This window comes from Pontibacter indicus (genome assembly GCF_900156345.1).
In the GTDB taxonomy this organism is placed as follows: Bacteria; Bacteroidota; Bacteroidia; order Cytophagales; family Hymenobacteraceae; genus Pontibacter; species Pontibacter indicus.
In genome coordinates this window covers 284,151-310,660 of sequence record NZ_FTPP01000004.1, presented here as the reverse complement: position 1 = coordinate 310,660, position 26,510 = coordinate 284,151, and the positions used below count along the sequence as shown (strand labels likewise).

The following is a 26,510-nucleotide window of genomic DNA, read 5'->3' as shown; positions in this document are numbered from 1 at the left end:
CTACCATCCTTCACACCAAAACTTACAAAAACATCAACATGACGCGCCTACTCATTTCGTGCTGCCTGATCCTACTCAGCACCATGGCCACCGTGGCCCAGCAAACGACTACCGCACAGGTGCTCGGTCCGTGGCACGGTACCCTGGAAGCCCCCGGGACACGCGTAACGGTGATTTTCAGGCTGAGTAGCAGCGAAAGCGGACAGTTCGCTGCCACCATGGACGTGCCCATGCAGGGCGTGAAAGGCATGCCTATACCTGAAGCAGAGATTAAGCAAGACAGTCTATACCTGCGCATACCGGCAGGTGGCATCGCCTTCGCTGGCAAGTTAACGGGTCCGGAATCCATAAGCGGCAGTTGGAAGCAGGCTGGCATGGACTTCCCGCTAGCCCTCAGCAAGGGCGAAGCACCCGTTGCCCGTCGTCCGCAAATGCCCGTGAAGCCCTACCCCTACCTGGAGCAGGAAGTAACGGTGGAGAACAAAACGGCAGGTATAACACTGGCCGGCACACTCTCTATACCTGAAGGTAAGGGCAAACATCCGGCCGTGATCCTGTTCACCGGCTCCGGCAAACAGGACCGCGACATGTCCCTGATGGGGCACAAGCCTTTCCTGGTGCTGGCCGACCACCTCACGCGCCAGGGCTTTGCCGTGCTGCGCCTCGACGACCGCGGCGCCGGTAAGTCGGGCGGCAACCATGCCGTGGCCACTACCCAGGATTTTGTGTCCGATGCGCAGGCGGCCTATACCTTCCTGAAAACCCACCAGCAGGTGAATCCCAAAAAGATTGGTTTGCTAGGTATAAGCGAGGGCGCCCTGATAGCGAGCAGCGTGGCCGCCGCGAACAAAGACGCGGCCTTTGTGGTGTTGATGGCGGGCCCCGCCGTGCCAGGCGTGGACTTACTGGTGTCTCAGAACGAGGCGCTTCTGAAGTCACAGCTTCCGGAAGAGTCCCTGCAGAAATACCTCAAACTGCGCCGCGCCCAGTTCGAAGTAGCCGCTTCAACGACGGAGGTTTTTGAAGCCTCACGGAAGGTGCGCGAGCTAGAAAAGGATGCCAGAGCCAGCCTGACTGAGGAAGACAAACAGCTCGCACAGCTGCTTGTGCCACAAGCTGAAAACGCCGTTGTCGCTCAGATCATGACACCCTGGATGCGCCATTTCCTGGCCTATGACCCGGCCCCTGCCCTGCAGCAGCTCAAAATGCCCGTGCTCGCTCTGAACGGCAGCAAAGACCTACAGGTGCCTGCCGCCGTCAACCTCGCCGCCACTGAAAAAGCCCTGCATTCTGCCGGCAATAAGCGTTATACCATTAAAGAACTGCCCGGCCTTAACCACATTTTCCAGACCGCTGACACCGGCCAGGTGCACGAGTACGCGACCATAGAAGAAACCCTGGCGCCCGTGGCGCTGGAAACGATCAGTACCTGGATGAAGGGGGTAGTGAAATAGAGCTAGCATATGAAGGTCACACTCAGAAAGATCACGGAGCAGGATGCTGCTGCTGTCGCCAGTCTGTCGGGACAGCTTGGCTATAGCACCACTGCGTCGGCCATGACGCAGCGCATCCGGGCAGTTCTGGCAAGTCATGACCACTGCGCCTATGCAGCCATGACAGCCGGGCAACTAGTGGGCTGGGTGCACGGCCGCTATACCTTGCAGCTGGAATCTGATGCCTTCGTGGAGATTGGCGGTTTGGTGGTGGATGAGCAGCAGAGAGTCAAAGGCATCGGTCTGCTGCTGATCGAGGCTGTCAAACAATGGGCTCGGGAGAAAGGTGTAAACAAGATCCGGGTACGCTGCAACACCAAAAGAACCGACACGCATACCTTCTACCGGCACATCGGCTTCAGCGAAACAAAAGAGCAGAAGGTTTTCGATAGCAGTCTGTAAAAGGAAGGTATAGGAAAGCCCCGGACTAAGAATTTCCATAGCGCCATCCAGGTATAGCTTGTGGTCCTAACTGATCTCCTAATGCCGTCGATTTAAGGAATGACATCCCCTATTTGTCATTCCGACAGACTGAGGAGATTTGGTTCATCTCAAGGGTTTAGCTATACTTCTGATTTCTCACTTCTAGTGGACTCCTTCCCCCAGTTCGAAATGACAGAATAACCTTAAGCTGAGAACATTGGCTATTTGCCACTCTCCTATTTACCAACTCCTCTCCAATCATACAGCTTTTTGGATCATACCTCTAAATGCGTCCAATGCGGTATTGTAATAACGTACTTAGCTACACATCTCAAAGCCACAGCCAGCGTAAGTATAAAAATAGCTTACTATTATACTAAAACTTATGGCTTCAAAAAAGATCATCACGGTATTCGGTGCAACAGGAGCCCAGGGCGGAGGAGTTGCACGCGCCATTTTAGGTGACAGCAACAGCGCATTCGCCGTGCGCGCCGTAACCCGAAATCTTTCCTCTGAAAAAGCCAAAGAACTGGCCGACCTGGGAGCCGAGGTAGTGACGGCAGACATTGATGACAAGGCAAGTATGAAACGGGCGTTGGACGGCGCTTACGGTGCCTACTTTGTCACCTTCTTCTGGGCGCACTTCTCTCCGGAGAAAGAGTATGCCGAGGCAAAAAACATGGCAGAAGCCGCCAAAGAAGCCAGTTTGAAACACGTGATCTGGTCGACGCTGGAAGACACCCGTCAGTGGGTGCCGCTGGACGATAACCGCATGCCCACGCTGCAAGGCAAGTACAAAGTGCCGCACTTTGATGCCAAAGGCGAAGCCGATCATTTCTTTACCGATCTGGGCGTGCCTACGACTTTTATGAGGGCCTCTTTTTACTGGGATAACTTTATCTACTTCGGCATGGGACCCAAAAGAGGGGAAGACGGTAAGCTATACCTGACGCTCCCGATGGGCGACAAGAAAATGGCAGGTATAGCTGCCGAAGACATTGGTAAATGCGCTTATGGCATTTTTAAAAGAGGCGAAGAACTGATCAGTAAGACTGTAGGCATAGCGGGTGAGCAACTGACCGGACAGGAGATGGCGCAGGCCATGGGCAGGGCACTGGGCCAGGAGGTGCACTACAACAGTATATCACCCGAGACTTTCCGCAGTTTCGGCTTTCCGGGTGCCGACGATCTGGGCAACATGTTTCAGTTCTACCGCGATTTTGACCAGGTCTGTAACAGCGTACGCGACGTTAGCTTCTCAAAAGAGATCAATCCAGAACTCAAATCATTTGACGCCTGGCTGGCTGAAAACGCCAAACGCATGCCACTGGAACCAGCTACAGCTTCTTAGTATAGCCTCGCTATCCGGGTAAAAAAGCGATCTTCTGCAGCAAAAGCGCTAAATGGGCAAAGGATGGCTTTGTGCTATACCTTGGATGATCTTTATGGCTGTCCGATAACACGTCCGCTCAATGTACTTTTGGAAGCGTGTACTTATTACAGGAGCCTTCATCCAGGCCGGCCCAACGCATGTTACCCAGCTTTCAATAATGAACACATAAGCAGGTTTCTGAGTAAAACGTGTATGAAAGCAATCATTTTACTCGGCACACTCAAAAAAGAGGGCCTATCGAACACAGAAGTTCTGTCTGAATTTCTGGCGGGCTATTTCAAGAAGCAAGGCATTGACTGCACCATCATCAAACTGATCGAGCATAACATCCTGTCCGGCACTTACAGCGACATGGATGAAGGCGACGACTGGCCCAGCATCCTCAAACAGCTTCTTGCAGCTGACATCATCGTATTTGCCACGCCTATCTGGTGGAACAACCAGTCATCGGAAATACAGCGGGTGATCGAGCGACTCGATGAACTGCATGACGAGATTCTGGAAGGGAAGAAATCGAAGCTGGAGGGCAAAGTGGGCGGCATCGTGATCACGGGCGACTCAGACGGGGCGCAGCACATCATCGCCAACATCAGCAATTTCTACAACGCCGTTGGCATCGTGCTGCCACCCTATGCATCGCTTTCGGTGCTCTGGGAAAAGCAGGCCAAAGGCGAAAAACCTACCCGGGAAGAGCTTCTGAAGAAATACGAAAAAGACTACGCCAGCACTGCCGATAAGATGGTGAAGCAAATGCTGCAGTACGTGCCGAAAAACTAAGGTATAGCTTGAAGCCTTTTTTATCCAAGTAGTCTTGCCTGCGCAGCTAGGGCCCGCCTATACCTGAAAGATAAATTCTAATTTCTACGGCACAGGGTCATAGCCACTTCCGCCCCACGGATGGCAGCGACCGATCCGCTTCAGTGCCATCCAGCCACCTTTAAAAGGACCGTACTTGTTCACGGCTCCCACGGCGTAGGTGGAGCAGGAAGGGGAATAGCGGCAGGTGGCGGGCTTCAAGGGCGAGATCATGTTGCGGTATACCCAAAGAAGCGCCAGCAGTAGTTTTTTGAATAGCCAGGTCATGGTGTGGTTGCTGCGTTTAAATTTACCGAACAACTGTTAGGAAACGCATTTTTTAGGTAGATTTGTCACAGTTTAACTAATCTAAACATAATTTCATGTTAAAAAGAATCCTTTCACTCCTTCTTTTAGTTTCGCTGAGCGCGCCCTTCGCCAAAGCGGACGAGGGTATGTGGCTGCCGATGCTGATCAAGCGCCTCAACCACGCTGACATGCAGAAAAAAGGCCTGCAGCTGACTGCCGAAGAAATCTACAACGTGAACAACTCGAGCCTCAAAGACGCCATCGTGCAGTTTGGCGGCTTCTGTACGGGTGAGTTCATCTCTGCCGAAGGTCTCTTGCTGACAAACCACCACTGCGGTTACGGCCAGATTCAGTCGCATTCCACTCCTGAGAAAGATTACCTGACCAATGGCTTCTGGGCCGCAGACCGCAAGCAGGAACTGCCAAACGAAGGCCTGTTCGTGGACATTCTGGTGCGCATGGACGATGTGACAGCGAAAGTGCTGGAAGGCATCAACAACAACACGCCAGAGCAAGAGCGTCTGCAGTTGGCCTCGCAGCGTGCGCAGGCCATCGCCAAAGAAGCCAGCGAGAACGGCCGCTACGTGTCTTACGTGCGCGACTTCTTCAATGGCAACGAATATTACCTGTTCATCTACGAGCGCTTCACCGACGTGCGTCTGGTAGGTACGCCTCCGTCAGCGGTAGGTAAGTTTGGTGGCGACACCGACAACTGGATGTGGCCACGCCACACCGGCGACTTCGCGATGTTCCGCGTATACATGGCACCGGACGGCAAGCCAGCCGACTACGCTGCCACCAACGTGCCTTACAAGCCAAAGCACCACCTGCCGATCAACATTGGCGGTGTGGAGCAGGACGACTTTGCCATGGTGTTCGGTTTCCCGGGTCGCACCAAGCGTTTCATGACCTCCGAAGGCCTGAAACTGGATGTGAACCAGCTGAACGAGTCCCGCATTAAACTGCGCGAGCAGAAGCTCGACATCTGGAAAGAAGAGATGGACAAGAGCGATGCCGTACGCATCCAGTATGCCTCTAAGCATGCCTCTACTGCCAATTATTACAAGTACTCCATCGGTCAGAATGCCGGCATCAAGCGCATGAAGACCGTAGAAGGCAAGCAGGCCGACGAGAAGAAATTCCAGGCTTGGGCCGATGCCAATCCGGAGCGTAAGTCACTGTATGGTTCTTCGCTGAGAGAAATGAACGAAGCCTATGCTGAGATTGCGAAGTACAACCTGGCCAGCGTATACCTGAACGAGGCCGTGCTGGGCACAGAGGCGCTTCTGTTCGCCTACCGTATGTCGGCCCTGAACAATGCCCTGAAGTCTGGCAACGCCGAGGCTGCCAAGAAAGCGGCCGAGGACCTGAAGCCAAGAGCAGAGACCTTCTTCAAAGACTACTACATGCCGGCCGACAAGAAAGTGTTTGCCGCCATGATGAAAGCCTACCACAATGACATTGCCAAGGAACAGCAGCCGGACGCTTTCAAGCAGTTGGTTGCTAAATACAAAGGCGACTTCAACAAACTGGCTGACTATGTTTACAGCAACTCGTTTGTAGTGAACAAGCAGAAGACGGAGCAATTCCTGAACAACCCGACGCAGAAGCAACTGGCCAACGACCCGGCTTTCGCTCTGGTGAACTCCATCATCGAGCATTATCAGGCGAACATCTCGCCTAAACTGGCTGAGAGCAACGCCAAGCTGGCCCGTGCCAACCGCCTTTACATAGCCGGTCTTCGCCAGATGAACCCGGACAAGGTATACTACCCGGATGCGAACTCGACTATCCGCCTGAGCTATGGTTCTGTGAAAAACTACGAACCAGCTGACGGTGTGACTTACAATGTGATCACGACACTGGAAGGCGTGATGCAGAAGGAAGACCCAACGAACGATGAGTTCATTGTGCCGGCCAAGCTGAAGCAGCTGTACGAAGCAAAAGACTACGGCCGCTATGCCAACAAGAACGGCGAGCTGATCGTGAACTTCATCACCGATAACGACATCACAGGCGGTAACTCCGGTTCCCCGGTGATCAACGGCAAAGGTGAGCTGATCGGCCTGGCCTTCGACGGCAACTGGGAAGCCATGACTGGTGACCTCGTGTACGATCCGGACTACAAGCGTTGCATCAACGTGAGCGCCAACTATGTGCTGTTCATGGTAGACAAGTACGCCGGCGCCACCAACCTGATCAACGAAATGACGATCGTAGACACTAACAGCCCAGGCCCTGCTGACGCTGGTGCTACGACTGCTGCTACTGCGGATAACGCAACGGAACTGCTGAATGCAGCCGTTGAGCAGGCAGAGGCTGAGCTGGCGGCTGGTAAAAAATCAGTGAAAATCCAGAAGAAAGACGGCAAGAGAAGAGCTAAAGTAGAAGTGAAGAACTAAGCTGAAGCTTCATGCCAATAGCAAAGGCGCTGGGGGAATACCTCAGCGCCTTTTTGTTTTGAACCAGGATTTACCGGATTAAAGGATTTACAGGATTGATCAATCAGAAGGAACAAATCGGCACACACATCACCAACAGATTATTATGTCATTTCGACCCTTGGGAGAAATCTGAAAATTGTATAAACCTTGAAGTAATCCAGATCTCTCAATTCTTTCGAGATGACACCTGAAGTATTCATTTCTTAAGTCGGAGACATCGAATCGCGACTTGTCCCAATGATGATGCCCATCCTGTCCTGATCCCGCTGGTTCAGACGGACACAACCCTCTCCCTACACCCTCGTACATAGCACTTTATCTTTAAAGCAGCTTCGCATGGGATAATAAAACCTCTACAAAACAAACTTTCTTTCCTGCTTCTATACCTCCTGCCTTGCCTCGCGCAGGCGCAGGCCGATGTGCCTGCAGGTGCGCGAGCCGCTGCGCTCGGCAACGCCTCTGTCACGCTGCCCGACCTGTGGGCGCTTAACAACAATGTGGCAGGTATAGCCGGGCTCGAGAAAGCGCAAGTGGGTGCCTATGCTGAAAATCGGTTCGGTGTCCGGGCCTTCTCCACCATGGCATTGCAGGCCATCTACCCCACTGCCAAGTATGGCAACTACGGATTGAGCCTGAGTCGCTTCGGCGATGAGCTGTTCAGTCAGCAGCACGTGGGGCTAGGTATAGGCCATAAGCTCGGGCAGTTCAGTCTGGGTGGCAAAGTGGATCTGTGGCAAGTGGCAGCGGAAGGGTACGGCAGTCGCAAGGCGGTGGCGCTGTCGGTGGGCGGACAAGCGGAGATCGTGCCGGGCTTCTTCTTCGGGGCTTATGCCTACAACATCAACCAGGCCAAGCTGACCGCCTTCGACGATGAACGGCTACCCACCATTATGAAAGCCGGGCTCGGCTACCGCCCTTACCAGAAACTCCTCCTGCTGGCCGAAACCGAGAAGCACATCGACTTCCCCGCTAACTTCAAGGCAGGTATAGAATACCAGCTTTTGCAGGAAAAGCTGGCCTTGCGCTCCGGCTTCAGCACCCTCACGAACCGTGCTACCTTCGGACTTGGCTTCAGGGCGAGGCAGTTGTTTGCTGATTATGCTTTCGGCTCCACCACCCTGCTTGGCCAGAGCCACCATTTGTCCTTAGCCTATACCTTTCAAAAGTAGATGCCCATGAAGCAAGGTATGGCAAAAAGCTTCAGGTATAGTGCCCATCGTTTGCAGCTGTGGTTTGCAAACCAATTGGCAGATATAGCGGCAAGTTTCAGGTATAGCACAAATGGGCTTACAACTGCTGCAAAGCAAGGTATAGCGACGTTCTTTCTGCTGCTTTGCACCTGGCTGCCAAGTCAGGCGCAGGATTACCCACGCCAAACCTTCGACTTTGACCTTTTCGTGCAGGAGCTTTTCGCGCAGCAGGAAGACGAGAATGTGCCGTACGAAGACTTTTATGAAACGCTTTTCCAGTACTTTCAGCGCCCCATCGACCTCAACCGCACTACGCCTGAAGAACTGGCCTCGCTTTACATCCTGTCGCGCCCGCAAATCGCTTCCTTCTTCCGGCACATCCGCGAAAACGGCCCTTTGCTGAGCATCTATGAGCTGCAGGCTATTCCTGATTTTGACCTGATCACGATTTACAAACTCGTTTACTTTGTGCGGGTGGAGGATGCAGGCCTCAGTGCCGACCAGCGCCCGCTCTGGCAGCGCATCGTGGGCGAAGACAACAACGCCCTGCTCCTCCGCTACGAACGCACCCTGCAACAGCGCCGCGGCTATACCTCCGTCGACACCACGAGCCGCTCGACCACCCGCTACCTCGGTTCTCCTGACAAGGTGCTGATGCGCTACCGTGTCAGCCATACCCGCGACTATAGTCTGGGTTTCACGGCCGAGAAAGACGCTGGTGAGCAGTTCACCTGGGATCCCGCCACCCGCCGATACGGTTTCGACTTTTACTCGGCCCATCTGCAGCTCTACAACAAAGGCAGGTTTAAGACGATTGCGCTGGGCGATTATCAATTGCAGTTTGGTCAGGGCCTCTTGCTTTCGTCGGGCTACACGGTGGGCAAGGGCAGCGAGACGATTACGACCGTGAGTCGGCCGAATGTAGGTATACGCCCTTACAGCTCGGTGCTGGAGCATGCTTTTTATCGTGGCGCTGCGGCTACCTATACCTTAGGACGTATGGGTGTAACGGGTTTTTACTCGAGCAAACGCGTGGATGCCAACCTGCAGGCACAGCTCGACACGCTGGATAACTTCGGGGATTTCTTTACAGGTATACAGACCACGGGCTTCCACCGCACACCTACTGAACTGGCCAATCGGAAGCGGGTGGGCGAGCAGATTATCGGTGGCAATGCCACGTACCAGAGCCGCAACCGCACCCTGCTGGCAGGTATAACGGCCATGGCGACCAGTTACAGTTCCCCCATCCAGAAAGCGGGACAGCCCTATCAGCGTTTTGAGTTCGGCGGCACGAGCAATTACAACATCAGCGCGAATTATGCCTATACCTGGCAGAACGTCTACCTGTTCGGCGAAACGGCTATCTCCAAAAGCGGCGGTATGGGCACGGTGAACGGCCTGACCGCCAACCTCTCCAACAAAGTGGAACTGGCCATGCTTTACCGCTACTACGCCCGCGATTTCCATACCTTCTATGGCAATGCTTTTGGCGAGGGGACGCGTAACATCAACGAACAGGGATTCTACACAGGCATCAAAATAAAGCCTTTTGCCAAGTGGGAGCTCACAGCGTATTATGACCGCTTCCGTTTTCCGTGGCTGCGCTACCGTGTCGATGCGCCTTCGCAGGGCGACGAGTACCTACTGCGCCTCCTCTTCCGCCCCAGCCGCCAGAGTTCGCTTTACGCCCAGTTCCGCGCCGAAAGCAAGGGCCGTAATGTAGCCGACAACCTCACCAGCATCGATTACGTGGGACAGGCCAACCGCAAGAACTACCTCCTGTACTATGAATTTACGCCGACACCAGTCGTGAACCTTCGCTCGCGCGTACAGTTCAGCAGTTTTGAGTTGGAGTCACCGCAAACTTCGGGGTACTTCATTTCGCAGGATATCAATTTCAACTTTAGCAAAGTCCGCCTGAGCACCCGCTACGCCATTTTCGACACCGACGACTACGAAACCCGCCAATATGCCTTTGAACGGGATGTGCTCTATGCCTTTTCTATACCTGCCTTTCATGGCCGCGGCACTCGCCTGTATGGGATGTTGCAGTTCCGGCCGATGCGCCGCCTGGATGTGTGGGTGAAATATGCGCTGACGCATTACCGCAACCAGCGTACCATCGGTTCGGGGCTAGAGATGATTGAGGGACCGCGCAGGTCCGATATCCGGGTGCAGACCAGGTATCGGTTTTAAATTCAGCTGTCTTTCAGCTGCACTTGCAGGGGCTTGCAACTCTCCTTGGCGGCAGCGCTTACCAAAGCGCCTTTTCGGTCGAGTTCCAGATGGCAGCACTCTAGAAACAGTTCTCTGAGTTTCTCCCGTCCGCGCTGGACCCGCGACTTGGCCCCGGAGTAAGACATACCCAATCGCTCAGCGATTTCTTTCTGGCTGATGCCTTCTATTTCGCTCAGGCGCAGCGGCTCGGCATATTCGGGAGGCAGCATGTTGATGAGGGGCAGCACCAGGCTCTCGGATTCCTGCTGTGGAGCGTCCTGCACAAACTGCTCTTCGAGTCGGCTTTCGTCTTCGATTGGGATGCTACGGCCTTGCTCACGGTAATAATCGTAGACGGCGTTGCGGGCAATTTGGTAGAGCCAGGCATTCAGGTTGCGCACTTCGGGCAGTTGCTCGCAGTTTTTGTAGAGCTTCACATAGAGCTGCTGTAAAATGTCGTTCGCCTCGTCTTTGTCGCGTACCCGTTTCAAAACAAAACCGCGCAGTTTGGCCTCGTACTCCAGGTATACAGGCGCTACGGCAGCGCAGGAATCCACCGGGGTGATCACCTGGGTTCCGGAACAGGTATGGCAACTTTTCTTTTCCATGGCGCAACGATTGAGCGGCTAGTGTGCAAGCAAAAACACACATCAATTTACGAAGAAAACACAAAACCAAGCCAGGATAAGCCTACTCGTTTTAGTCAAATAGAAAAACTTCTGTCTGCAGGTATAGCGCTATACCTGCAGACAGAGATGTTCACTCGTTTTATCTTGTACTAATGGGCAGTTACCTCGTCAGTCGTGGTGGTGCGGGCGTTGGCTCCTTCGCCGTACACCGTGGATTCGCCGAAGGTATAGAAGGCCTCCCAGTCTACGCCCTGTGGGTCGGTTATCCACGATTTTTCGGATTTGGCGTAGCAGCAGGTACATTTCCCCTCTTCCCGAATGGCGCCTTTAGCCCGCTTCAAACGACCGTATACCTCTGCCAGCTCCTCCTCACTCTCGGCCTGTATGCCTAGGTGCTCTATACCTGCGTTTTCGGGATGCAGCGAAATGGCGAAATTAATGCGCGGGTCTTCCAGCATCCATTTCGCATAGTCTTCTTTCACAACTGTGGGCTTTGCGCCGAACAGCGCAGTATAGAAAGCAAGGGATTCGTGCAGGCTCTTGACGCGTACGTTCACGTGAAATCTTTTCATGGTTTTGTCTTTTTAAGGTGATGTTTGATTTACACCTTGATGACGGCGGGACGCCTGAAAAGACGCAGCCCCACGAAAAAAAAAATTTCGTGGGGCTGCTAATAGGTCTGAACGAACTGTTTACTGTATACTCTTCACAAACACAACCTGCTGCTGGTCCGCTTTGTAGACATCATTCATAAAGGCCACCATAGCTGCGTATACCTCGGGCTTGTAGCGGCCCTTGTCCATCCGCAGTGTTCTGATATAGGTCACCTGGCTTCCTTCAATCGTAACTTTCGACTCAAACTTCCCAAACGCTGTGCTGAAGGAAAGGTCGTTTGGCTTAAATTCCGGCACGAAGCCGGCCGGCATCTCGTAGACGATCGTGTCAACATGGGTATAGGCACTCGAGCGCACGACCTCGTACTTCCGCTTGCCTGTGTTCTGGGGAACATTGGTCCAACGGTTCATCAGGTTAGGCGTCAGGAACATGCGTTTACCGCTCACCGTCACGAATTGCCGCAGGCTGAGCTCCAGTTTTTCGTTCACCTCTGGCATCCGTCCTTTTTTCAGATCAAAGGAAAAACTCTTCAGATCGAAGGCCGGGATACTGATGCTGCGGTACAGCCATTTGCGTTGCTCTTCGGGTGAGAGGTGATGGATCACGTCGCGGTGATCTTCGTGTTCTATACCGGTATACCTGGTCTGGACCTGCGCTACGGCATTGCCGCTTTCGTCCAGCTTCACAGTGGCCAGTCGGCTCTTCACATTGTCTGTAGCCGTGTAGTTCTGTGTTTTTACCAGCTTGCCTCCTTCGGGCGTGATGAGCAGCGCATGGCGGTCGCCTGTAAAACTGCCGGAGAAGCCAGCTGACTCAAATTGATTCGTACACTCCAGCCAAAGCGTGTCCTGCTTCATCGGCACACTCAGGATTACGTGGTTAAACTGGCTGCTCGGGAAATCGGTCAGCACAGCCCGCTCATTGGCCCCACCGTTCACAAGGGCGTAGATGGAATGAATGCCGACCGCCTGCAGCATGGCTTTGGTGTAGTTGGTGAGCGCCTTGCAGTCGCCGTAGCCCTTCGAGTCGACGAAGCTGGCCTCGAAAGGCTGCCAACCACCCAGCCCCAACTGAATGGAGACATAGCGCGTGTTCGACTGCAGATACTGGTATACCTTGTTGATTTTCTCCACCGGGTCCTCAATTCCGGCTACCATGGCTTGCAACTTGGCTTTCGTGGCTTCAGGCAAGGCATCGCGCCCTTGGTTCAGTTGGTTGATCCACTTCCCGTAGGCTTCCCAGGTATCCATGTTGCCTTTGTAGCCCTGTACTTCGAAGTCGGAAGGGGCCGTGCGCACCATGGGCAGCAACTCAAGCATGTGGGGTGCATAAGGCTCGCCCTCCACCGGCGTCAGGTTGCTCACCTGCCAGCTGTACATGTCATGCGTAGCGGTAGACCACTGATTCGCTTTCTCCGCCAGGTTACTCTCACGGTAGCGCAGTTTCATCCCTTTTGGCATCATCACCTGAAAAGAGGCTTTGGCAACGGAGGTTTTGCTGTTGCTGAGCGGCACCCAGGTCGGGTAAAAGAGCATGTTGCTGGAGGTGGTCTGATACTCAAACTCTACCTGGTAAGGGTATACCCGATGGGTCAGTTCAGCGATCATAATCCGGTTATCCAGCACTTCATTGTCAGAGGTCGAAGCACTCACGTTCCTGATCTCGCTGTTTTTCAGGCTTTTGATCTTCTTCCCGTTCGCGTCATAGCTGGTTCCCTTAATAAAGTCGACTTTGTTCAGCTTATCATGGTGCACAAACAGCTTGGCATGGTCGTTTCCGTGTTCGTTGTAGATGGTTACTATGCGCTTGACATGGGTGGTGCCCTTGCTGAGCGAGTGTACCGTAAACACCTTCTCTTCCTGGTTGATGATGGCATTGGCACCCTTCAGCAGGTCAGGGTCAGCGCCCAGCACGGGGCTGGCCACCAACCAAAGCATCATTAGCAGCAGTTTATGTAAGTTTCTTTTCATGATGATCGGATTCAGATCGTCTTGGGTTTATTTTCGTTTCAGAACAATTTGTTCGGCGTGCTTGGCTACAATGCGCGCATACAGCTCTTTCAGCTGTGGGTACTCGGCCGCGTAGTAAACTGGTTTTGAAATATCAATTTTGCTGAGCACTTCCACCACATTGCCTTGTTTCTCCACCACGTACATAAAGCTTCCACTCTGGTTTGGTAGGCTTACTTTCACATTATGAGGCACATCGTCCAGCTCGTAGTTATCCGGTATGGTGAAACGGCAGACAAATGTCTCGCTGATCGGGAAGGCGAAATCAACCGGGTAGGCTCTTTGCTCCAGTTTAAAAGGATTTTCGCTTTCTCCCTGCCCCAGCATCGGGTTGAGGTAAATCATATCCTGCGCCTGCCCGCTTCCTGAGGCAGAAACCTTGTACTTGAGTTCGAGGGGGCTGTTTAGTTCTTTCAGGTTTTTAAAAGCAGGGCTGCTGAACTTGAAGGTTCCGATCTCCTTGTTCAGCTTTTCGGTGTAACTGGCTTCGCCTTCCTCTTTCACCTCCTTGCGCAGGTAAAAGGCCCTGTAGCCACTACTTACCTCTGTCGCGTCGCCTTCAATTTGCCCGTTCTCACGAATGGTCAGATCACCCGTATACACCCGCTGGTATTTGTCCGAAGGCTTCAGCGCAACCCACTGGTCTGAACCGGCCTTGATCAGTCGCCCCTCGCCGTTGAGGCTGCGCATGGGCAGCATACCGGCCGGCAGCAGCGGGTCCGTGGCATCCAGCAGCACCGACTGGCCACCCAGGTTGACGTGCGCGATCACGTAGTTGAACTTGTTGAGCATGGGCGTGCCTTTGTATACCTTGCCGTGCTCGCGGGTGCTCACCAGCACAGGCGCTGCGTCCAGTCCGGCTTCCTGCAGCATCGCTGTGAGCAGGAGGTTCACTTCGGCGGCGCTGCCCGTTTTGTTGTCGAAGGCTTTGCGCAGCGTACCGGTCGTATAAATGCCGTACTTGCCATTCCACTTCATTTGCTGCTGCACCATTTCGTAGATTGCCTTCATCTGCTGTTCTGGCGCTGTGGTTTTTTCGGTGATGGCGGCAATGTCTCCTTTGAAAAAGCCTTTACGGTTCAGCTGACTGCCAAAGCGCTCCTGTCGCAACAGGTCCTTGATCACCTCGCCCCATTCACCCGTCATCACTTTAGACTCCTCTCCGGGCACATGCAGCATCTGAAGCTCAAACTCGATGCGGGCTTGGTAATCGGTCAGGGTAGTAATGTAGCGCTCCGGACGCAGCGCTGGCAGGTCTACCATCACCCAGCGGTACCCGTCCCGGTTCGTATCATAGTTGTCCTTGGGCTCGTAAATCCCGTGGTAGCCATGTTGCAGGGTTTTGTAGTCGAAGTACTGCGGAATCTTCACCCTGTATTCGCTCCAAACGGTAGGGATCGTGCTCTGAAACTCCCAGTCGCGCAGGTTGTAAATAAAGTCTGAATTGACGGTGTAGGAATACTCAATCACGGAGCCCTCCTTCACATTCGGCATCGTGAATTTCTTGGTCTGCCGGTACTCCGACTGCCGCTCTTCAAATACAGCACTAGGCTCCAGTTTGTCTTTTATGATTTTGCCATCCTGCAGGTTGTAGGTATAGCCTTTTATACCCGTGATGGTCTCCTTGCTGCTGCCGTTCTGGTACATGGGCACTTCCACGTTTGCCCAGGTATAGCCTGTCTTTTTCAGGATCTTGATACGGGTGCGGCGCTCCGTGATGAGCTTCACGTCACCGTTGAGTCGAAAGTGCGACACGGCAAAATCAGACAGGATAACGGCTGCCGCGCTAGTGTCTTTGTCGTAGGTCCGCATCCAGAGTTCTTCTTCCTGCACTTTCCCATACTTGTAAGGACCGGACTGCGAAAAGACCTGCAGTACCGACAGGCAAAGGATCGGGACCAGAATAAATGTATGCTTTGCTTTCATGAAATATGTAGAAAAGAGGGTGAGCGCAAACACCAGCTTACGCCTTGTATACACTCACCCCAGCTTGTGCTGCAAAATGATTAGTTGGTCGATACCTTTTTCAGCACGATCTGTTCGGCATGCTTGGCCACGATCTGGCTGTAGAATTCTTTCAGGTAGGGATACTCAGGGGCAAAATAAACAGGCTTGAGCATGTTTATTTTGCTCATGATCTGCAGCACGTTTCCTTCTCGCTGCACGATGTACATGAACTTGCCCCCATCTTCAGGCAGCGAGACGATGGCTCCTTTGGGCGCCTCCTCTACCTCATAACCCTCCGGTATCACAAACTTGATGACATGGGTATAGTCGATGGGCACGGCAATATCTACCGGGTAGAGCCGCTCCTCCAATTTGAAAGGATTTTCCTTTTCGCCATTGCCCAGCATCGGGTTCAGGTAGATCACATCGACGGGCTGGCTGCTGCCGCTGGATGTCAGGCTATAGTTGATGTTCAAAGCCTTGTCCAAGTCGTCCACGTTGTGGAACTTCGGCTTTTCAACTTTGTAGTTACCAACCTCCTTGCTCAGTTTTTCGGCGTATTTCTCTTTGCCATCCTCCAGTATGGACCGGCGTATGCTCAGGGCATCGTACCCACCACTCGACTCGGACACTTTGCCTGTCAAGCTACCGTTCGGGTTGACGGTCAGTTCACCGTTAAAGAATTTCGTGATTTTACCAGTCGGTGTGAGCGCCACCCAGCGCTGATCGTCTTTCTTGATCAGGCGCCCTTGTCCATTCAAGCTGCGCACGGGCAGCATTCCTACCGGCAGCAGCGGGTCTGTGGCATCCAGCAGATACTCTTTGTCACCGAGCTGCACATGCGCGATCACGTAGTTGAACTTGTTGAGCATAGGGGAAGCCTGTGGAACACGACCGTGCTCCCGGGTGCTCACCAGTACAGGTCCTGCATTCAGTCCGGCGTCTTGCAGCATGGCTGTCAGCATCAGGTTGATGTCGGCTGCGCTTCCGCTTCGGTTTTCAAATGCTTTCCGGATGGGGCCGGACGCGTAGATGCCGTATTTGTTATTCCACTTCACGCTGCTTTTCACTAGGTTGTGGATTGCGACCATCTGCTGCTCAGGATTGGTGTGCTTAGCAGTGATGGCTGCTATTTCAGCCTTGAAAAAGCCTTTTCTGTTCAGCTGGCTACCAAACTTTTCGGCCATCAGCAGGTCTTTTGTCACATCGTCCCAATTCCCTGTCATAATTTGAGGCAGCTGGTTCGGATATTTAACTGATTGCAGCTCGAAATCGATCTTAGACTGGTAGTCGCGCAGTGTGGTGATGTACTTTTCAGGGCGAAGGGCGGGAGCGTTCTTAATCACCCAGTGATAAATGTCGCTGCTTGCCTCTATTTGTCCGGACCCAGCCGAAGTGCGGCCGCCCCCCACGCCCGGCGTTAACTCCGAAGACCAAGTAACAGTGAAATTATCTTTGGATCGGGTCTTGGTAGACTCGTCGAATCGTAGATAGCCCTGCTGCTCCTGCTTGTAGTGAAAGTATTCTGGAATACGCACATTGTACTCACTATACGCTACGGGAATGGTGCTCTGGAATTCCCACTCGCGCAGGTTGTAGAGAAAGTCAGAGGTGATGGTATAAGAGTACTCGATCACAGAACCTTCCTTCACGTTCGGCATCGTAAACTTTTTGACAAACCAGTTTTCGTTTGTCTGCTCGTCAAACACCGCCTTCGACTCCAGCTTGTCTTTAGTCATCTTGCCACCGTCGAGGTTGTAGGTGAAGCCTTTGATGTTGTAGACGCTTTCTTTCTTGGCGTTGCGCTGGTAATAAGGCACCGATATATTGGCTACGTCGTAACCCGACTTCTTCAGCACCTTAATGCGTGTGTGTCGCTCAAATACGACTTTGAAACCTTTGTTGTAAGTAAAGTAGGAATAACCGTAGTCTGACAGCACAACAGCGGCGGCACTTGTGTCCCGGTCGTACATGCGCATTTTGAGCGTTTCATCATCCACCTTGCCAAACTTGGCTGGCAAGTCCTGAGCAAACAGTGGCGAGAGCCCCGCGCTAACTAACAAAACAAAGGAAAAGAATAGAGTAGAAGTTTGTAATCTCATAGGCTGTTGAGGATTTATTACATGATATGTTATGAAGTTGCAGTTTGTCTAAGGACTTCATAAAAGGGTACTATCATTTATAAAGCAGTTCAACAGACCGATATATAAAACAAATAATATTATTCTATATTATCAACTCTAAATCAAAATTTTGTCTTGAATTTCAACAAGCGCCTGTTTTGTCATACACTTTCGTTGCTTTGTTCAGGGCCTATACCTATACAAATGCAGCATTTTACTTCAATAGTATTATTCAAAGTGCCAGAAGCTGGAAGCTTCCAAGATGTGATTAGCACATCGCACTGTATTGTGCTTTTTAATTAAAAGTCAGATGCGGGCCTTTCGTCTGAACTTGTTTTTACCCAACCATTTCGGACATAAAAAAAGCAGGGCCATGAAATTAATCATAGCCCTGCTACCAATAAGTGTACAAGAGTGAAATCGGCAAAGAAACGGGCCCAGGGAGTGAAGGCGGGCCCGCCTCTTTGCACAGTATTACAGGAAGGATGAAAAATTTTTGCTGTCTTGCCAAAATTCACGGCAGGTCTCGCGCTGCTTCTCCAGGAACTCCTGGTCGCGCTTCAGGCTCTTCCAGTCACCGTAGCCGAGGCGTTCGCAGAGTTTAAAGAAACTGTCGCCCTGGTTCTGGCGGCCTTTGATACGAACCAGCGAACTCAGCAGCGGGCGGCCCGCAGCATGTTCTGCCTCAGAAATTTCGTCGATGACGTCGTTCAGTTGTGCTTTCTCGTAGTTGTTCTCGAGGTTCAGGCCCAGTTCGGCTTCCAGTATCAGGTTTTGAAACGACATCAGGTGAGCGCGACCGCGGGCTACTTGAATAAGTTTTTTTCGTATGCGTGAATTCATTGTGCCTTTTTAAATCATGTTTACAGCCGACAACACTTACCGCTTCTTAAAACGGACACCGGCTGAATGATTTTCATAAAATATCTATATACACGTATACTCCGAAATTGGCTTTCGGGTTGTCCTGTGTTGCGAAAAAATATCAGTGAGGAGGATACAGGTATAAGCCTTGTTATGAAACAAGCCTGATTAACAAGAGGTTACTGACACAGCCTTTTACTGTAATCTTGGCTGTTTTTCGGATAGGTATTTCCAGTAGCGCTTCGGGATGTGGCGCAAATGCAGTTTGGGGTTCTTTCGCTCCGGAATGTTAACGTGGTCAAAGTATACCTGCCAGAGCATTTGATAACGGGTTTCGTTTTCGTCGAACTGGTCGGTGCTGAGCTTGCCTTGTTGCTTTGGCGTTATGCCCGGGTTCTCCAGCTGCACAAAGCTGGTGTGCTTCAGATCGTAGTAGACCCCATACCGGCGCGAAGCATCGTAAATGGCCCAACGCTGATCGGCGTAGCGTTTCTCGAAGTGGCGCACGATCAAAGGCAGCACATTAAAGTCGGGCGAGATGCTGGCGTAGTACAGGCCATCGGCTGTTTTCTGGAAGCGCACAAAGGCCTCCATGCGGTGTTTCTCGCGGTGCACTTGCTTGTGGATTTGCTGTACCTGCAGGATAAAGGGCGCCGTGTAGTTTCCTTCCACACTTTCCGGCGAGTCAAACACAAGTCGGGCGTAATCGAATATCAGCCGCTCAAAGCCGGTCTGCTCCCACAGGTAGGTATAGTACAGCGACTCCTGCGCCGTGACAGACAGTCGTTTCTTCAATCCCTGCCATACCCGGTTGGCCTTTTCCTCGTCCGTCACCACCCGCACGGTCTCGCCGAACATGGAGGGTTGGGCCAGCTGCTCGGGCTCGATGGCGGTGGGCCAGGCTTTGCGCTCGTAGGCCTCAAACACCACCGTGAGTAGCCCCTCAAAAGAACCGTCGTAGGTATAGAAGTACATCGGCAAGTATGCGGACTACTGCTTTGCGCTGAAGTTCACGCGGCCTTTGTCGCGTTTGCCATCGGTCTGCATTCTGGAAGATAGGCTCTTCAGATGCGGCACCAGCATGTTGAGTTTGCAGCAGCAGGAAACACGGGCAACTTTAGTAGAATTTCTCATGGTCTTCTGAATGGTTTGAAATGATGTATGATCTTTTTGGTTACACAACTCTGTTTGATGCTCTTCTCTCCCCTCTTCCATGTCACGTTTTATTTTTCTAGCCTACCTGCCGAAACAAGTCGAGCTGCTGCGTCAGCAAGGCACTTCGCACGGAGCCCTCGCCGAACAAGATGCGGCGGCGCAGTTGCTCTGAGTCAAAGTCCTGCCGCTGCAGGCTTTTGGTCTGGCAGGTGATAAAATACTTGGCCCGCTTCAGCACCACGCCCATCTGGCGCAGGTGGTCGAAGTGCAGCGGCGCAAACCGCCGGGCCGACACAATCTTCTTTGCCGATTTCACGCCTATTCCTGGCACGCGCAAAATCATTTCGTAGTCGGCGGTGTTGATCTCCACCGGAAAGAAATGCCGGTTGCGCAGCGCCCAGCCCAGCTTCGGGTCGATGTCCAGGTCCAGGTTCGGGTTGGCCTCATCCAGAATCTCCTTCACATCGAAGCCATAAAAGCGCATCAGCCAGTCGGCTTGGTAAATGCGGTTCTCCCGGATAATGGGCGGCTCCGTGATGATCGACAACCTGCTGTCGGTGCTCACCGGCACATAGCCCGAATAGTACACCCGCTTCAGGCTATACCCTTTGTAAAGCTGGTCTGAGAGCTGCAGGATCTGGCGGTCGCTCTCGGCGGTGGCTCCCACAATCAGCTGCGTGCTCTGTCCGGCTGGCGCGAACTTTGGAGTTGCTTTAAACAGTTTGCTTTCTTCCTTGGCCTGCACCAACTGGTCTTTGATCGACCCCATCGGCAACAGGATCTCGGTATAGTTTTTCTCCGGCGCCAGGCTCTGCAGGCTTTGCTCCGAAGGCAGCTCAATGTTCACGCTCAGGCGGTCGGCGTACAGACCGGCTTCTTTGATTAGCTCCTCGCTCGCACCCGGTATGGTTTTGAGATGGATGTAGCCATTGAACTTCTCCTCCTGTCGCAGCTTTTTGGCCACCCGTACCAATCGTTCCATGGTATAGTCGGCATTCTTGAAAATACCTGAGCTCAAAAACAACCCCTCAATGTAATTGCGACGGTAGAAATTGATCGTCAGGTCCACCACCTCCTGCACCGTGAAGGCAGCTCTTTGCACATCGTTGCTTTTGCGCGTCACGCAATAGGCGCAATCGTAAATGCAGAAGTTCGTCAGCAGGATTTTGAGCAGCGACACGCAACGACCGTCTTCGGTATAGCTGTGGCAAATACCCATCCCCTCTGCGTTGCCCAAGCCCTTGTTTTCGTTCTTGCGCTTTCCCCCGCTCGACGAACAGGAAACATCGTATTTGGCAGCATCTGCTAATATTTTTAGTTTACCTATTATCTTGTCGTTCATCTGCTCTATTCTTATCTGCTTGACGGTTATAAAATTACAAAATCATTAGCACAAACCCCAAATATTTTAGCAACAATAGTTATCAACACGCTATCCACACCCAAAATATACTAATATGATTAGCATACGCCATTTTCAGGATTTGGGGCTCAAATTTTCCACATAAACCCGAAAACACTATATTCGGAGGTTGTATTGTCCACGTACGTATAACACCCTAAGCGCCCCTATACCCATGGCATTCCCACGTTCGCCCATTCTCTGCTGCATAATAGCCTGCCTGATGGTGGCATGGTTATGGGCAGGCAATGTGCAGGCTCAGGAACTCCCTCCCCGACGTGACAGTCTGGCTGTCCCGGTCGATACCATTAAGCAAAAGTTTGACGAACGCGTGATGAACAACTTACGCGAGATCTCGGAGCGCAAAACCATTATGGGAAAGTTGCTGAAGGCGATTCTGGTGTTTGACAGGCGGGATGAGGAAGTGCTGGGACTGGACGCGGAATTGATTCAGCGCGAGTACGAACGGCACAACTACAAAGTGGTGCGCAACATCCGCATCATGACGCTGGATGCGCTGGGCTATTCCATAAACGACACCACCCGCGTGCCGCGCAGCTTCCTGGAGAAGGCCGGCAACTCGCTGCACGTGAAAACCCGCCGGCACCTGGTGCGCAACAAACTGCTGTTTGAGCGAATGGAGCCGCTGGAACCGCTGGCACTGGTTGAGTCGGAGCGTTTGCTGCGCCAGACGGAGTATTTGCTGGATGCCCGTATCATTGTGGACGAGCGCACCACCACCGAAGACAGCGTGGATGTGCTGGTGATCACCAAAGACATCTTCAGCCTGGGTGGGTCCGGTTCTTATACCCCTTCGTCGGGCGCGGGCCGGGTGGCCTTGCGGGAGCTCAATTTCCTCGGGCTCGGCCACCAGATCCGGGGCTCATACCGCTTCAACATGAACGCGCCCCGCTCCTGGGAGACCACCGCCGGCTATACCGTGGAGAACATCGGCAACACCTACATCACGGCCGACATCAATTACTTCGATCAGAATTATTACAAAGAGCGCAGCGCCTTTTTGCGTCGCGACTTCTTTGCCACCAACACGCGTTACGCCGGGGCCATCGGGGCCAGTAAAATTGACGAGCGGCTACTGCTCCCGCCTGTGCCCGAGGACACCATCCAGCGATTTGCAGATGTTGGCTACAACAGGCAGGATTTCTGGCTGGGGCGCTCCTTTAAGTTCAAGAGCTACAACCTGGGCTTTGAGCCGCGCGGCCGACTGATCACGGCGCTGCGGGTGATCAACACGAACTTCTACACCAAGCCCACCGAAAACTTTCAGGACAACATTCTGGGCATTGCCAGTGTGGGCTACAGCGTGCGCCGCTACTACAAAGACCGCTACCTCTATGGCTTCGGGCGAACGGAGGACGTACCCGCCGGCACGCTGGCTTCGATCTCGTACGGCTATGAACGCGGTGACCTTTTCTACCGCCGCTATTTCGGCCTCGACCTCTCCTTTGCCCGCTACAACAAAGAATTTGGCTACCTGTATGGCAGGGCCGGGTATGGCTCCTTTATCAGGGGTGGCACTTGGGAGCAGGGTTTGCTGGAGCTGGAGTCGCTGTACTTTACGCGGCTGTATGAAAACGGCAACTGGAAGCTGCGCCACTTTATTCTGGGTCGTGGCACCATTGGTGTTAACCGTAACCCGGAGGAGCTGCTCTCGATTAACAACGAAGAAGGCCTGCGCGGTTTTCGATCCGGTCTGCTGCGCGGTAACCGCCGCGTGGTCATCAACTACGAAGCCAACCTTTACACTCCCTTCTCGCTATTCGGCTTCCGGCTGGCCACGCTTGCCTTTGCGGATGTGGCCTGGCTCTCGTACGGCAACAAGACGTCTCCTTTTAAGAGCACACCCTACCCGGGCTTTGGGGTAGGTATACGTTTCCGCAACGAGTACCTGTCTTTCAGCACGATACAGATTCTGGTGGGCTATTACCCGAAAATTCCGGCAAACGAGAACTTCAACAACCTCCGCATTTATGAGTCGTCGCGCTCGTACTTCGAATTCGAGGACTTCCGCTTTAAGCAGCCCGGCATACCTGAATTCAGGTAAAATTCCTGTATCCTTTTAAGCTGATCGGGGTAAAAAGAAAGCATATTACTATAAACCCTGAACATGGAAAAGCTTAGAGAAAAATCAGAATATGAAGGCAACCCGGTTGGGCTGTCGAAAACCACGGCAACGGCGATGGCCAACGAGCTGGACCGCCACCTATCATCTTTCATCACGCTCTATAACCAATACCACAAGCACCACTGGATGGTGGAAGGACCGCAGTTCCGCGACCTGCACTTGTTCTTCGAGGAGCACTATACCCAGATCCACGAACAGTACGACGCCATCGCCGAGCGCCTCACCGTGATGGGCTACTGCCCTACCTGTCACCCGGCCAAACAGCTGGAAATCTCCTACATCCAGCATGAGGAAGAGGGCGTGTTCCGCATCCGCGAGATGCTCAAAAAAGACATGGAGGACGAAAAGACGATTGCCGTGGAGCTGCGCAAGTCGATCAAGAAAGCCTTTGAATTGGAGGACTTCGCGACCAAGGCCCTGCTGGAGGGCATCCTGCTCAAGACCGAGGACCGCTGCCACCACATCGAGCACTTCCTGGGTGAAGACGGCCTGTCCATCGGCCTGATCGCGAGCCCGGATGATATTATGGAGGAGGATGATCAGCCAGCCAAAGGGCAGAACGGCAAAGCCAGAACCACCAAAAAGGCAAAAGCCTAAACTCAATCCGCTATACCTGAAAGAATTCTTCAGCTATACCTTATCATACAGGCAGCCCTACAAGGCTGCCTGTATTGTTACATCCAAAGCTATACCTATACCTGCTAAATTCATTTTGTATCCTTTTGCTATACCTGACAGGTATAAGGGGAATGACTGGAACCGGAGGGCTATACCTGAAATGGTTTCACTATATTTGCAGCATTCTATACTTAGCACAACAATACCATGGTAGACCTTGGCAATTACAACGAACTGGAGATAGCGCGAGAAGTGGACTTCGGCGTATACCTGACCTCTGAGGACGGCGACATTCTGTTGCCCCGCAAATACATTCCGGAGGGGGCCAAGGTCGGCGACAAGGTGCGCGTGTTTGTGTACCGCGACTCCGAAGACCGTGTGATTGCCACCAACCTGACTCCTTACGCCACCGTGCGCGAGTTCGCCTGCCTGATGTGCAAAGACAGCACCGATTTCGGCGCCTTCCTGGACTGGGGTCTGGAGAAAGACCTGCTCATACCACTGCACAACCAGAAAGACAAAATGCGCCCCGGACGCAAGTATTGTGTCTACGTATACCTCGACGAGACTTCTGACCGCATTGTGGGCACGACCAAACTGGGCAAGTACCTGCACAACGACGAGGCACACCGGGAAATGACCGAAAACCAGGAAGTGGACCTGTTGGTAGCCGGCTTCTCGGAGATCGGCATCAAAGTGATCATCAACAACCGCTACATGGGCATGCTCTACAAAAACGAGGTGTTCCGGGACTTGGGCATGGGCGACAAACTAAAAGGCTACATCAAAACCATCCGCCCGGATGCCAAGATTGACGTGACGCTCCGCAAGCCGGGCACCACAGGCCTGAGCGAATCCAACGAGGCGGCAGACAAAGTAATGGAGGTATTGGAGGCTGCTAAAGGCTATTTACCTCTCTCTGACAAAAGCAGCCCCGACGAGGTATACCGTATGCTGGGCATGAGCAAAAAAGTGTTCAAGAAGGCGATCGGTGGTTTGTACAAAGAAGGCAAGATCGAGATCGACACGGACCACATCCGGTTGAAGAGCGACGAATAGGCTGCTGTAGATTGTACTGTAGCGCTGCAAGACAGGCCAATTTCAAAATATAAACGGCTGCAACAGGATTATTTGCAGGAAAGCAACGCATTTGTTAACCTATGTGGCGGGCATTCACGTAATTGAGCGAAACGCAAACCTCCATGCACCGAACCCGAACCGCACTGATTGCCGGCGCCAGCGGCCTGGTAGGCAGTCACTTGCTGCGAATGCTCCTGCAGAGCGACCGCTACAGCCAGGTGATTTCCGTGGGCCGCCGCGAGCTCGCCATCATCCATCCCAAGCTCGACCAGCAGATCGTCGACTTCGACAACCTCAAAAAAAGCGCCTCCGAACTGGCTGCTGACGATGTGTTCTGTTGCCTGGGCACCACTATCAAAAAGGCGGGCACCAAAGAGGCTTTCTACAAAGTAGACCATACCTACGTCACGCAGCTGGCCGAGATCACGCTGCGCCGCAATGCCTCGCAGTTTTTGGTGGTCTCGTCGATGGGGGCTGATGCCAAGTCGCGCATGTTCTACAACCGCGTGAAGGGCGAGATGGAGCGAGACGTGCGGGCATTGGGTTTTCAGTCGCTGCATATTTTCAGGCCATCGCTTTTGCTGGGTGAGCGCGACGAGCACCGCACCGGAGAGGAGATCGGCGCCAGAGTAATGAAACCGCTTTCCAAAATCATGTTCGGACCGCTGCGCAAGTACCGGCCCATTCAGGCTGAAACCGTGGCCAGCGCCATGCTGCGGGTGGCAGCGCAGGACCTGAAAACCGATAAGGTATACCTGTCTGATGAAATAGAGCGGTTGGGCCACTAACCCTCCCTATACCTGACGCGTAAGTTGCAAGGCACTCTATACCTGCTATACCTATGCCGAATAAAAGCCTGCGCCGCGCCTTCCCCAAAGCCTCTCAATACGACCCGAAGTGGGTGCGCAAGCACTCCATGGGCGAGAATGTGCTCTTCAACCTCGAAAGCCTCACCAAGTCCCTGGACCTGAAACCCGGCATGCGCGTACTCGACCTGGGATGCGGCAAAGCCATCAGCTCCATTTTTCTGGCCAAAGAGTTCGGGGTCACCGTTTGGGCGGTGGACGAGGCCGTGTCGGCCAGCGACAATTACGAGCGTGTCCTAAGCGAGGGCTGCGAAGACAAGGTGTTTCCGCTCGAGATGGAAGCCCGCTCCCTCCCCTTCCCCGAAGAGTATTTTGATGCCGTGATCGTGGTCGACTCCTATACCTATTTCGGCACTGACGAGAAATACCTCCCTTATATTGCCCGCTTCATCAAACCAGAGGGGCACATTGCCATCGTGGACGTGTGTTTCACACAGGAGATCGAAAATCACCAACAGGTACCTGAGTTTCTGCAAGAGGATTATCAGAACTATTGGTACTTTATTCATACCATCGACTGGTGGCGAAGACTTTGGGAGAAAACAGGACTTGTCGAGATAGAAGCGGCTGCTGAGTTAACGGAGGCCGGACTGGTGCGCGAGCAGTATGTAAAAGATTACCAGAACTCAGAGGAGGAAGATGCCTTTGCCAGAGCGCTGGAGCTCGATAAAGAGAAATTTATCACGTTTTTCAAGTTGATCGGGCGGCGTACTTCCAAGACGGCCTACCTGCAGTCGTACAAGCAGTCGAGTTAAAGTTTGCGAAAAAAGCAGATATTTTTTTTTCAAT

General features: G+C 52.9%; 22 protein-coding genes. 12 read left to right on the top strand and 10 right to left on the bottom strand.

The window, feature by feature from the left end:
* The first annotated feature begins 38 nt into the window (after window positions 1-38).
* The 4 genes from B0B12_RS18230 (at window position 39) to B0B12_RS18215 (ending at window position 4,086) form a co-directional block, all read left to right on the top strand.
* Entirely contained in the window at window positions 39-1,454 is a 1,416-nt protein-coding gene (locus tag B0B12_RS18230; protein ID WP_083704297.1) for an alpha/beta hydrolase, read from the top strand.
* A 9-nt stretch (window positions 1,455-1,463) separates the two neighbouring features.
* Entirely contained in the window at window positions 1,464-1,895 is a 432-nt protein-coding gene (locus B0B12_RS18225; protein ID WP_076671872.1) for a GNAT family N-acetyltransferase, read from the top strand.
* A gap of 406 nt (window positions 1,896-2,301) precedes the next feature.
* On the top strand, window positions 2,302-3,267 hold the full coding sequence (locus tag B0B12_RS18220; protein ID WP_076671870.1) for an NmrA/HSCARG family protein: 966 nt from the start codon (window positions 2,302-2,304) through the stop codon (window positions 3,265-3,267).
* A gap of 234 nt (window positions 3,268-3,501) precedes the next feature.
* Window positions 3,502-4,086 carry a flavodoxin family protein gene (locus tag B0B12_RS18215; RefSeq protein ID WP_076671868.1) on the top strand — a complete coding sequence of 195 codons (585 nt, stop codon included), beginning with the start codon at window positions 3,502-3,504 and terminating at the stop codon, window positions 4,084-4,086.
* An 84-nt stretch (window positions 4,087-4,170) separates the two neighbouring features.
* On the opposite strand, the gene yidD is transcribed toward B0B12_RS18215, so the two are convergent.
* Window positions 4,171-4,392, bottom strand: a complete 222-nt coding sequence (yidD, locus tag B0B12_RS18210; RefSeq protein WP_076672164.1) for a membrane protein insertion efficiency factor YidD — start codon at window positions 4,390-4,392, stop codon at window positions 4,171-4,173.
* Window positions 4,393-4,487: 95 nt separating this feature from the next.
* Between yidD and B0B12_RS18205 the strand changes: the two genes are divergently transcribed.
* The 3 genes from B0B12_RS18205 (at window position 4,488) to B0B12_RS18195 (ending at window position 10,246) form a co-directional block, all read left to right on the top strand.
* On the top strand, window positions 4,488-6,815 hold the full coding sequence (locus tag B0B12_RS18205) for a S46 family peptidase (protein WP_170871911.1): 2,328 nt from the start codon (window positions 4,488-4,490) through the stop codon (window positions 6,813-6,815).
* Between the two features lie 461 nt (window positions 6,816-7,276).
* Window positions 7,277-8,026: a PorV/PorQ family protein gene (locus tag B0B12_RS18200; RefSeq protein WP_083704296.1), complete on the top strand. Its 750-nt coding sequence runs from the start codon at window positions 7,277-7,279 to the stop codon at window positions 8,024-8,026.
* Window positions 8,027-8,044: 18 nt separating this feature from the next.
* Complete coding sequence (locus tag B0B12_RS18195; protein ID WP_244554765.1) at window positions 8,045-10,246, top strand: helix-hairpin-helix domain-containing protein; 2,202 nt, start codon at window positions 8,045-8,047, stop codon at window positions 10,244-10,246.
* 2 nt (window positions 10,247-10,248) lie between these two features.
* On the opposite strand, the gene sigZ is transcribed toward B0B12_RS18195, so the two are convergent.
* The 9 genes from sigZ to B0B12_RS18155 all read right to left on the bottom strand — a co-directional run bounded on the left by sigZ (window position 10,249) and on the right by B0B12_RS18155 (window position 20,951).
* On the bottom strand, window positions 10,249-10,875 hold the full coding sequence (gene sigZ / locus B0B12_RS18190; RefSeq protein ID WP_083704295.1) for an RNA polymerase sigma factor SigZ: 627 nt from the start codon (window positions 10,873-10,875) through the stop codon (window positions 10,249-10,251).
* A gap of 170 nt (window positions 10,876-11,045) precedes the next feature.
* On the bottom strand, window positions 11,046-11,468 hold the full coding sequence (locus B0B12_RS18185; protein WP_076671864.1) for an ArsI/CadI family heavy metal resistance metalloenzyme: 423 nt from the start codon (window positions 11,466-11,468) through the stop codon (window positions 11,046-11,048).
* A 120-nt stretch (window positions 11,469-11,588) separates the two neighbouring features.
* Entirely contained in the window at window positions 11,589-13,481 is a 1,893-nt protein-coding gene (locus B0B12_RS18180) for a DUF3857 domain-containing protein (RefSeq protein WP_076671862.1), read from the bottom strand.
* A 27-nt stretch (window positions 13,482-13,508) separates the two neighbouring features.
* Window positions 13,509-15,446 carry a DUF3857 domain-containing protein gene (locus B0B12_RS18175; protein ID WP_139337839.1) on the bottom strand — a complete coding sequence of 646 codons (1,938 nt, stop codon included), beginning with the start codon at window positions 15,444-15,446 and terminating at the stop codon, window positions 13,509-13,511.
* Window positions 15,447-15,526: 80 nt separating this feature from the next.
* On the bottom strand, window positions 15,527-17,569 hold the full coding sequence (locus B0B12_RS18170; RefSeq protein WP_076671858.1) for a DUF3857 domain-containing protein: 2,043 nt from the start codon (window positions 17,567-17,569) through the stop codon (window positions 15,527-15,529).
* Between the two features lie 495 nt (window positions 17,570-18,064).
* Window positions 18,065-18,433, bottom strand: coding sequence for a hypothetical protein (locus tag B0B12_RS18165; RefSeq protein ID WP_244554764.1), 369 nt, complete (start codon window positions 18,431-18,433; stop codon window positions 18,065-18,067).
* 216 nt (window positions 18,434-18,649) lie between these two features.
* Window positions 18,650-19,429, bottom strand: coding sequence for a TIGR03915 family putative DNA repair protein (locus B0B12_RS18160; protein WP_076671854.1), 780 nt, complete (start codon window positions 19,427-19,429; stop codon window positions 18,650-18,652).
* Between the two features lie 15 nt (window positions 19,430-19,444).
* On the bottom strand, window positions 19,445-19,588 hold the full coding sequence (locus tag B0B12_RS20450; protein WP_170871910.1) for a hypothetical protein: 144 nt from the start codon (window positions 19,586-19,588) through the stop codon (window positions 19,445-19,447).
* A 97-nt stretch (window positions 19,589-19,685) separates the two neighbouring features.
* Window positions 19,686-20,951, bottom strand: a complete 1,266-nt coding sequence (locus B0B12_RS18155) for a putative DNA modification/repair radical SAM protein (protein WP_076671852.1) — start codon at window positions 20,949-20,951, stop codon at window positions 19,686-19,688.
* Between the two features lie 235 nt (window positions 20,952-21,186).
* Here B0B12_RS18155 and B0B12_RS18150 point away from each other — a divergent pair, with 235 nt between their 5' ends.
* The 5 genes from B0B12_RS18150 (at window position 21,187) to B0B12_RS18130 (ending at window position 26,476) form a co-directional block, all read left to right on the top strand.
* Window positions 21,187-23,076 carry a BamA/TamA family outer membrane protein gene (locus B0B12_RS18150; RefSeq protein ID WP_244554763.1) on the top strand — a complete coding sequence of 630 codons (1,890 nt, stop codon included), beginning with the start codon at window positions 21,187-21,189 and terminating at the stop codon, window positions 23,074-23,076.
* 63 nt (window positions 23,077-23,139) lie between these two features.
* Window positions 23,140-23,754 carry a Dps family protein gene (locus tag B0B12_RS18145; protein ID WP_076671850.1) on the top strand — a complete coding sequence of 205 codons (615 nt, stop codon included), beginning with the start codon at window positions 23,140-23,142 and terminating at the stop codon, window positions 23,752-23,754.
* Window positions 23,755-23,982: 228 nt separating this feature from the next.
* Entirely contained in the window at window positions 23,983-24,834 is an 852-nt protein-coding gene (locus B0B12_RS18140; RefSeq protein WP_076671848.1) for a CvfB family protein, read from the top strand.
* Window positions 24,835-24,977: 143 nt separating this feature from the next.
* Window positions 24,978-25,643, top strand: a complete 666-nt coding sequence (locus B0B12_RS18135) for an oxidoreductase (protein ID WP_076672154.1) — start codon at window positions 24,978-24,980, stop codon at window positions 25,641-25,643.
* A 53-nt stretch (window positions 25,644-25,696) separates the two neighbouring features.
* Window positions 25,697-26,476 (top strand): SAM-dependent methyltransferase, encoded by a 780-nt coding sequence (locus tag B0B12_RS18130; RefSeq protein WP_076671846.1) that lies wholly within the window; start codon window positions 25,697-25,699, stop codon window positions 26,474-26,476.
* The last annotated feature ends 34 nt before the right edge of the window (window positions 26,477-26,510 follow it).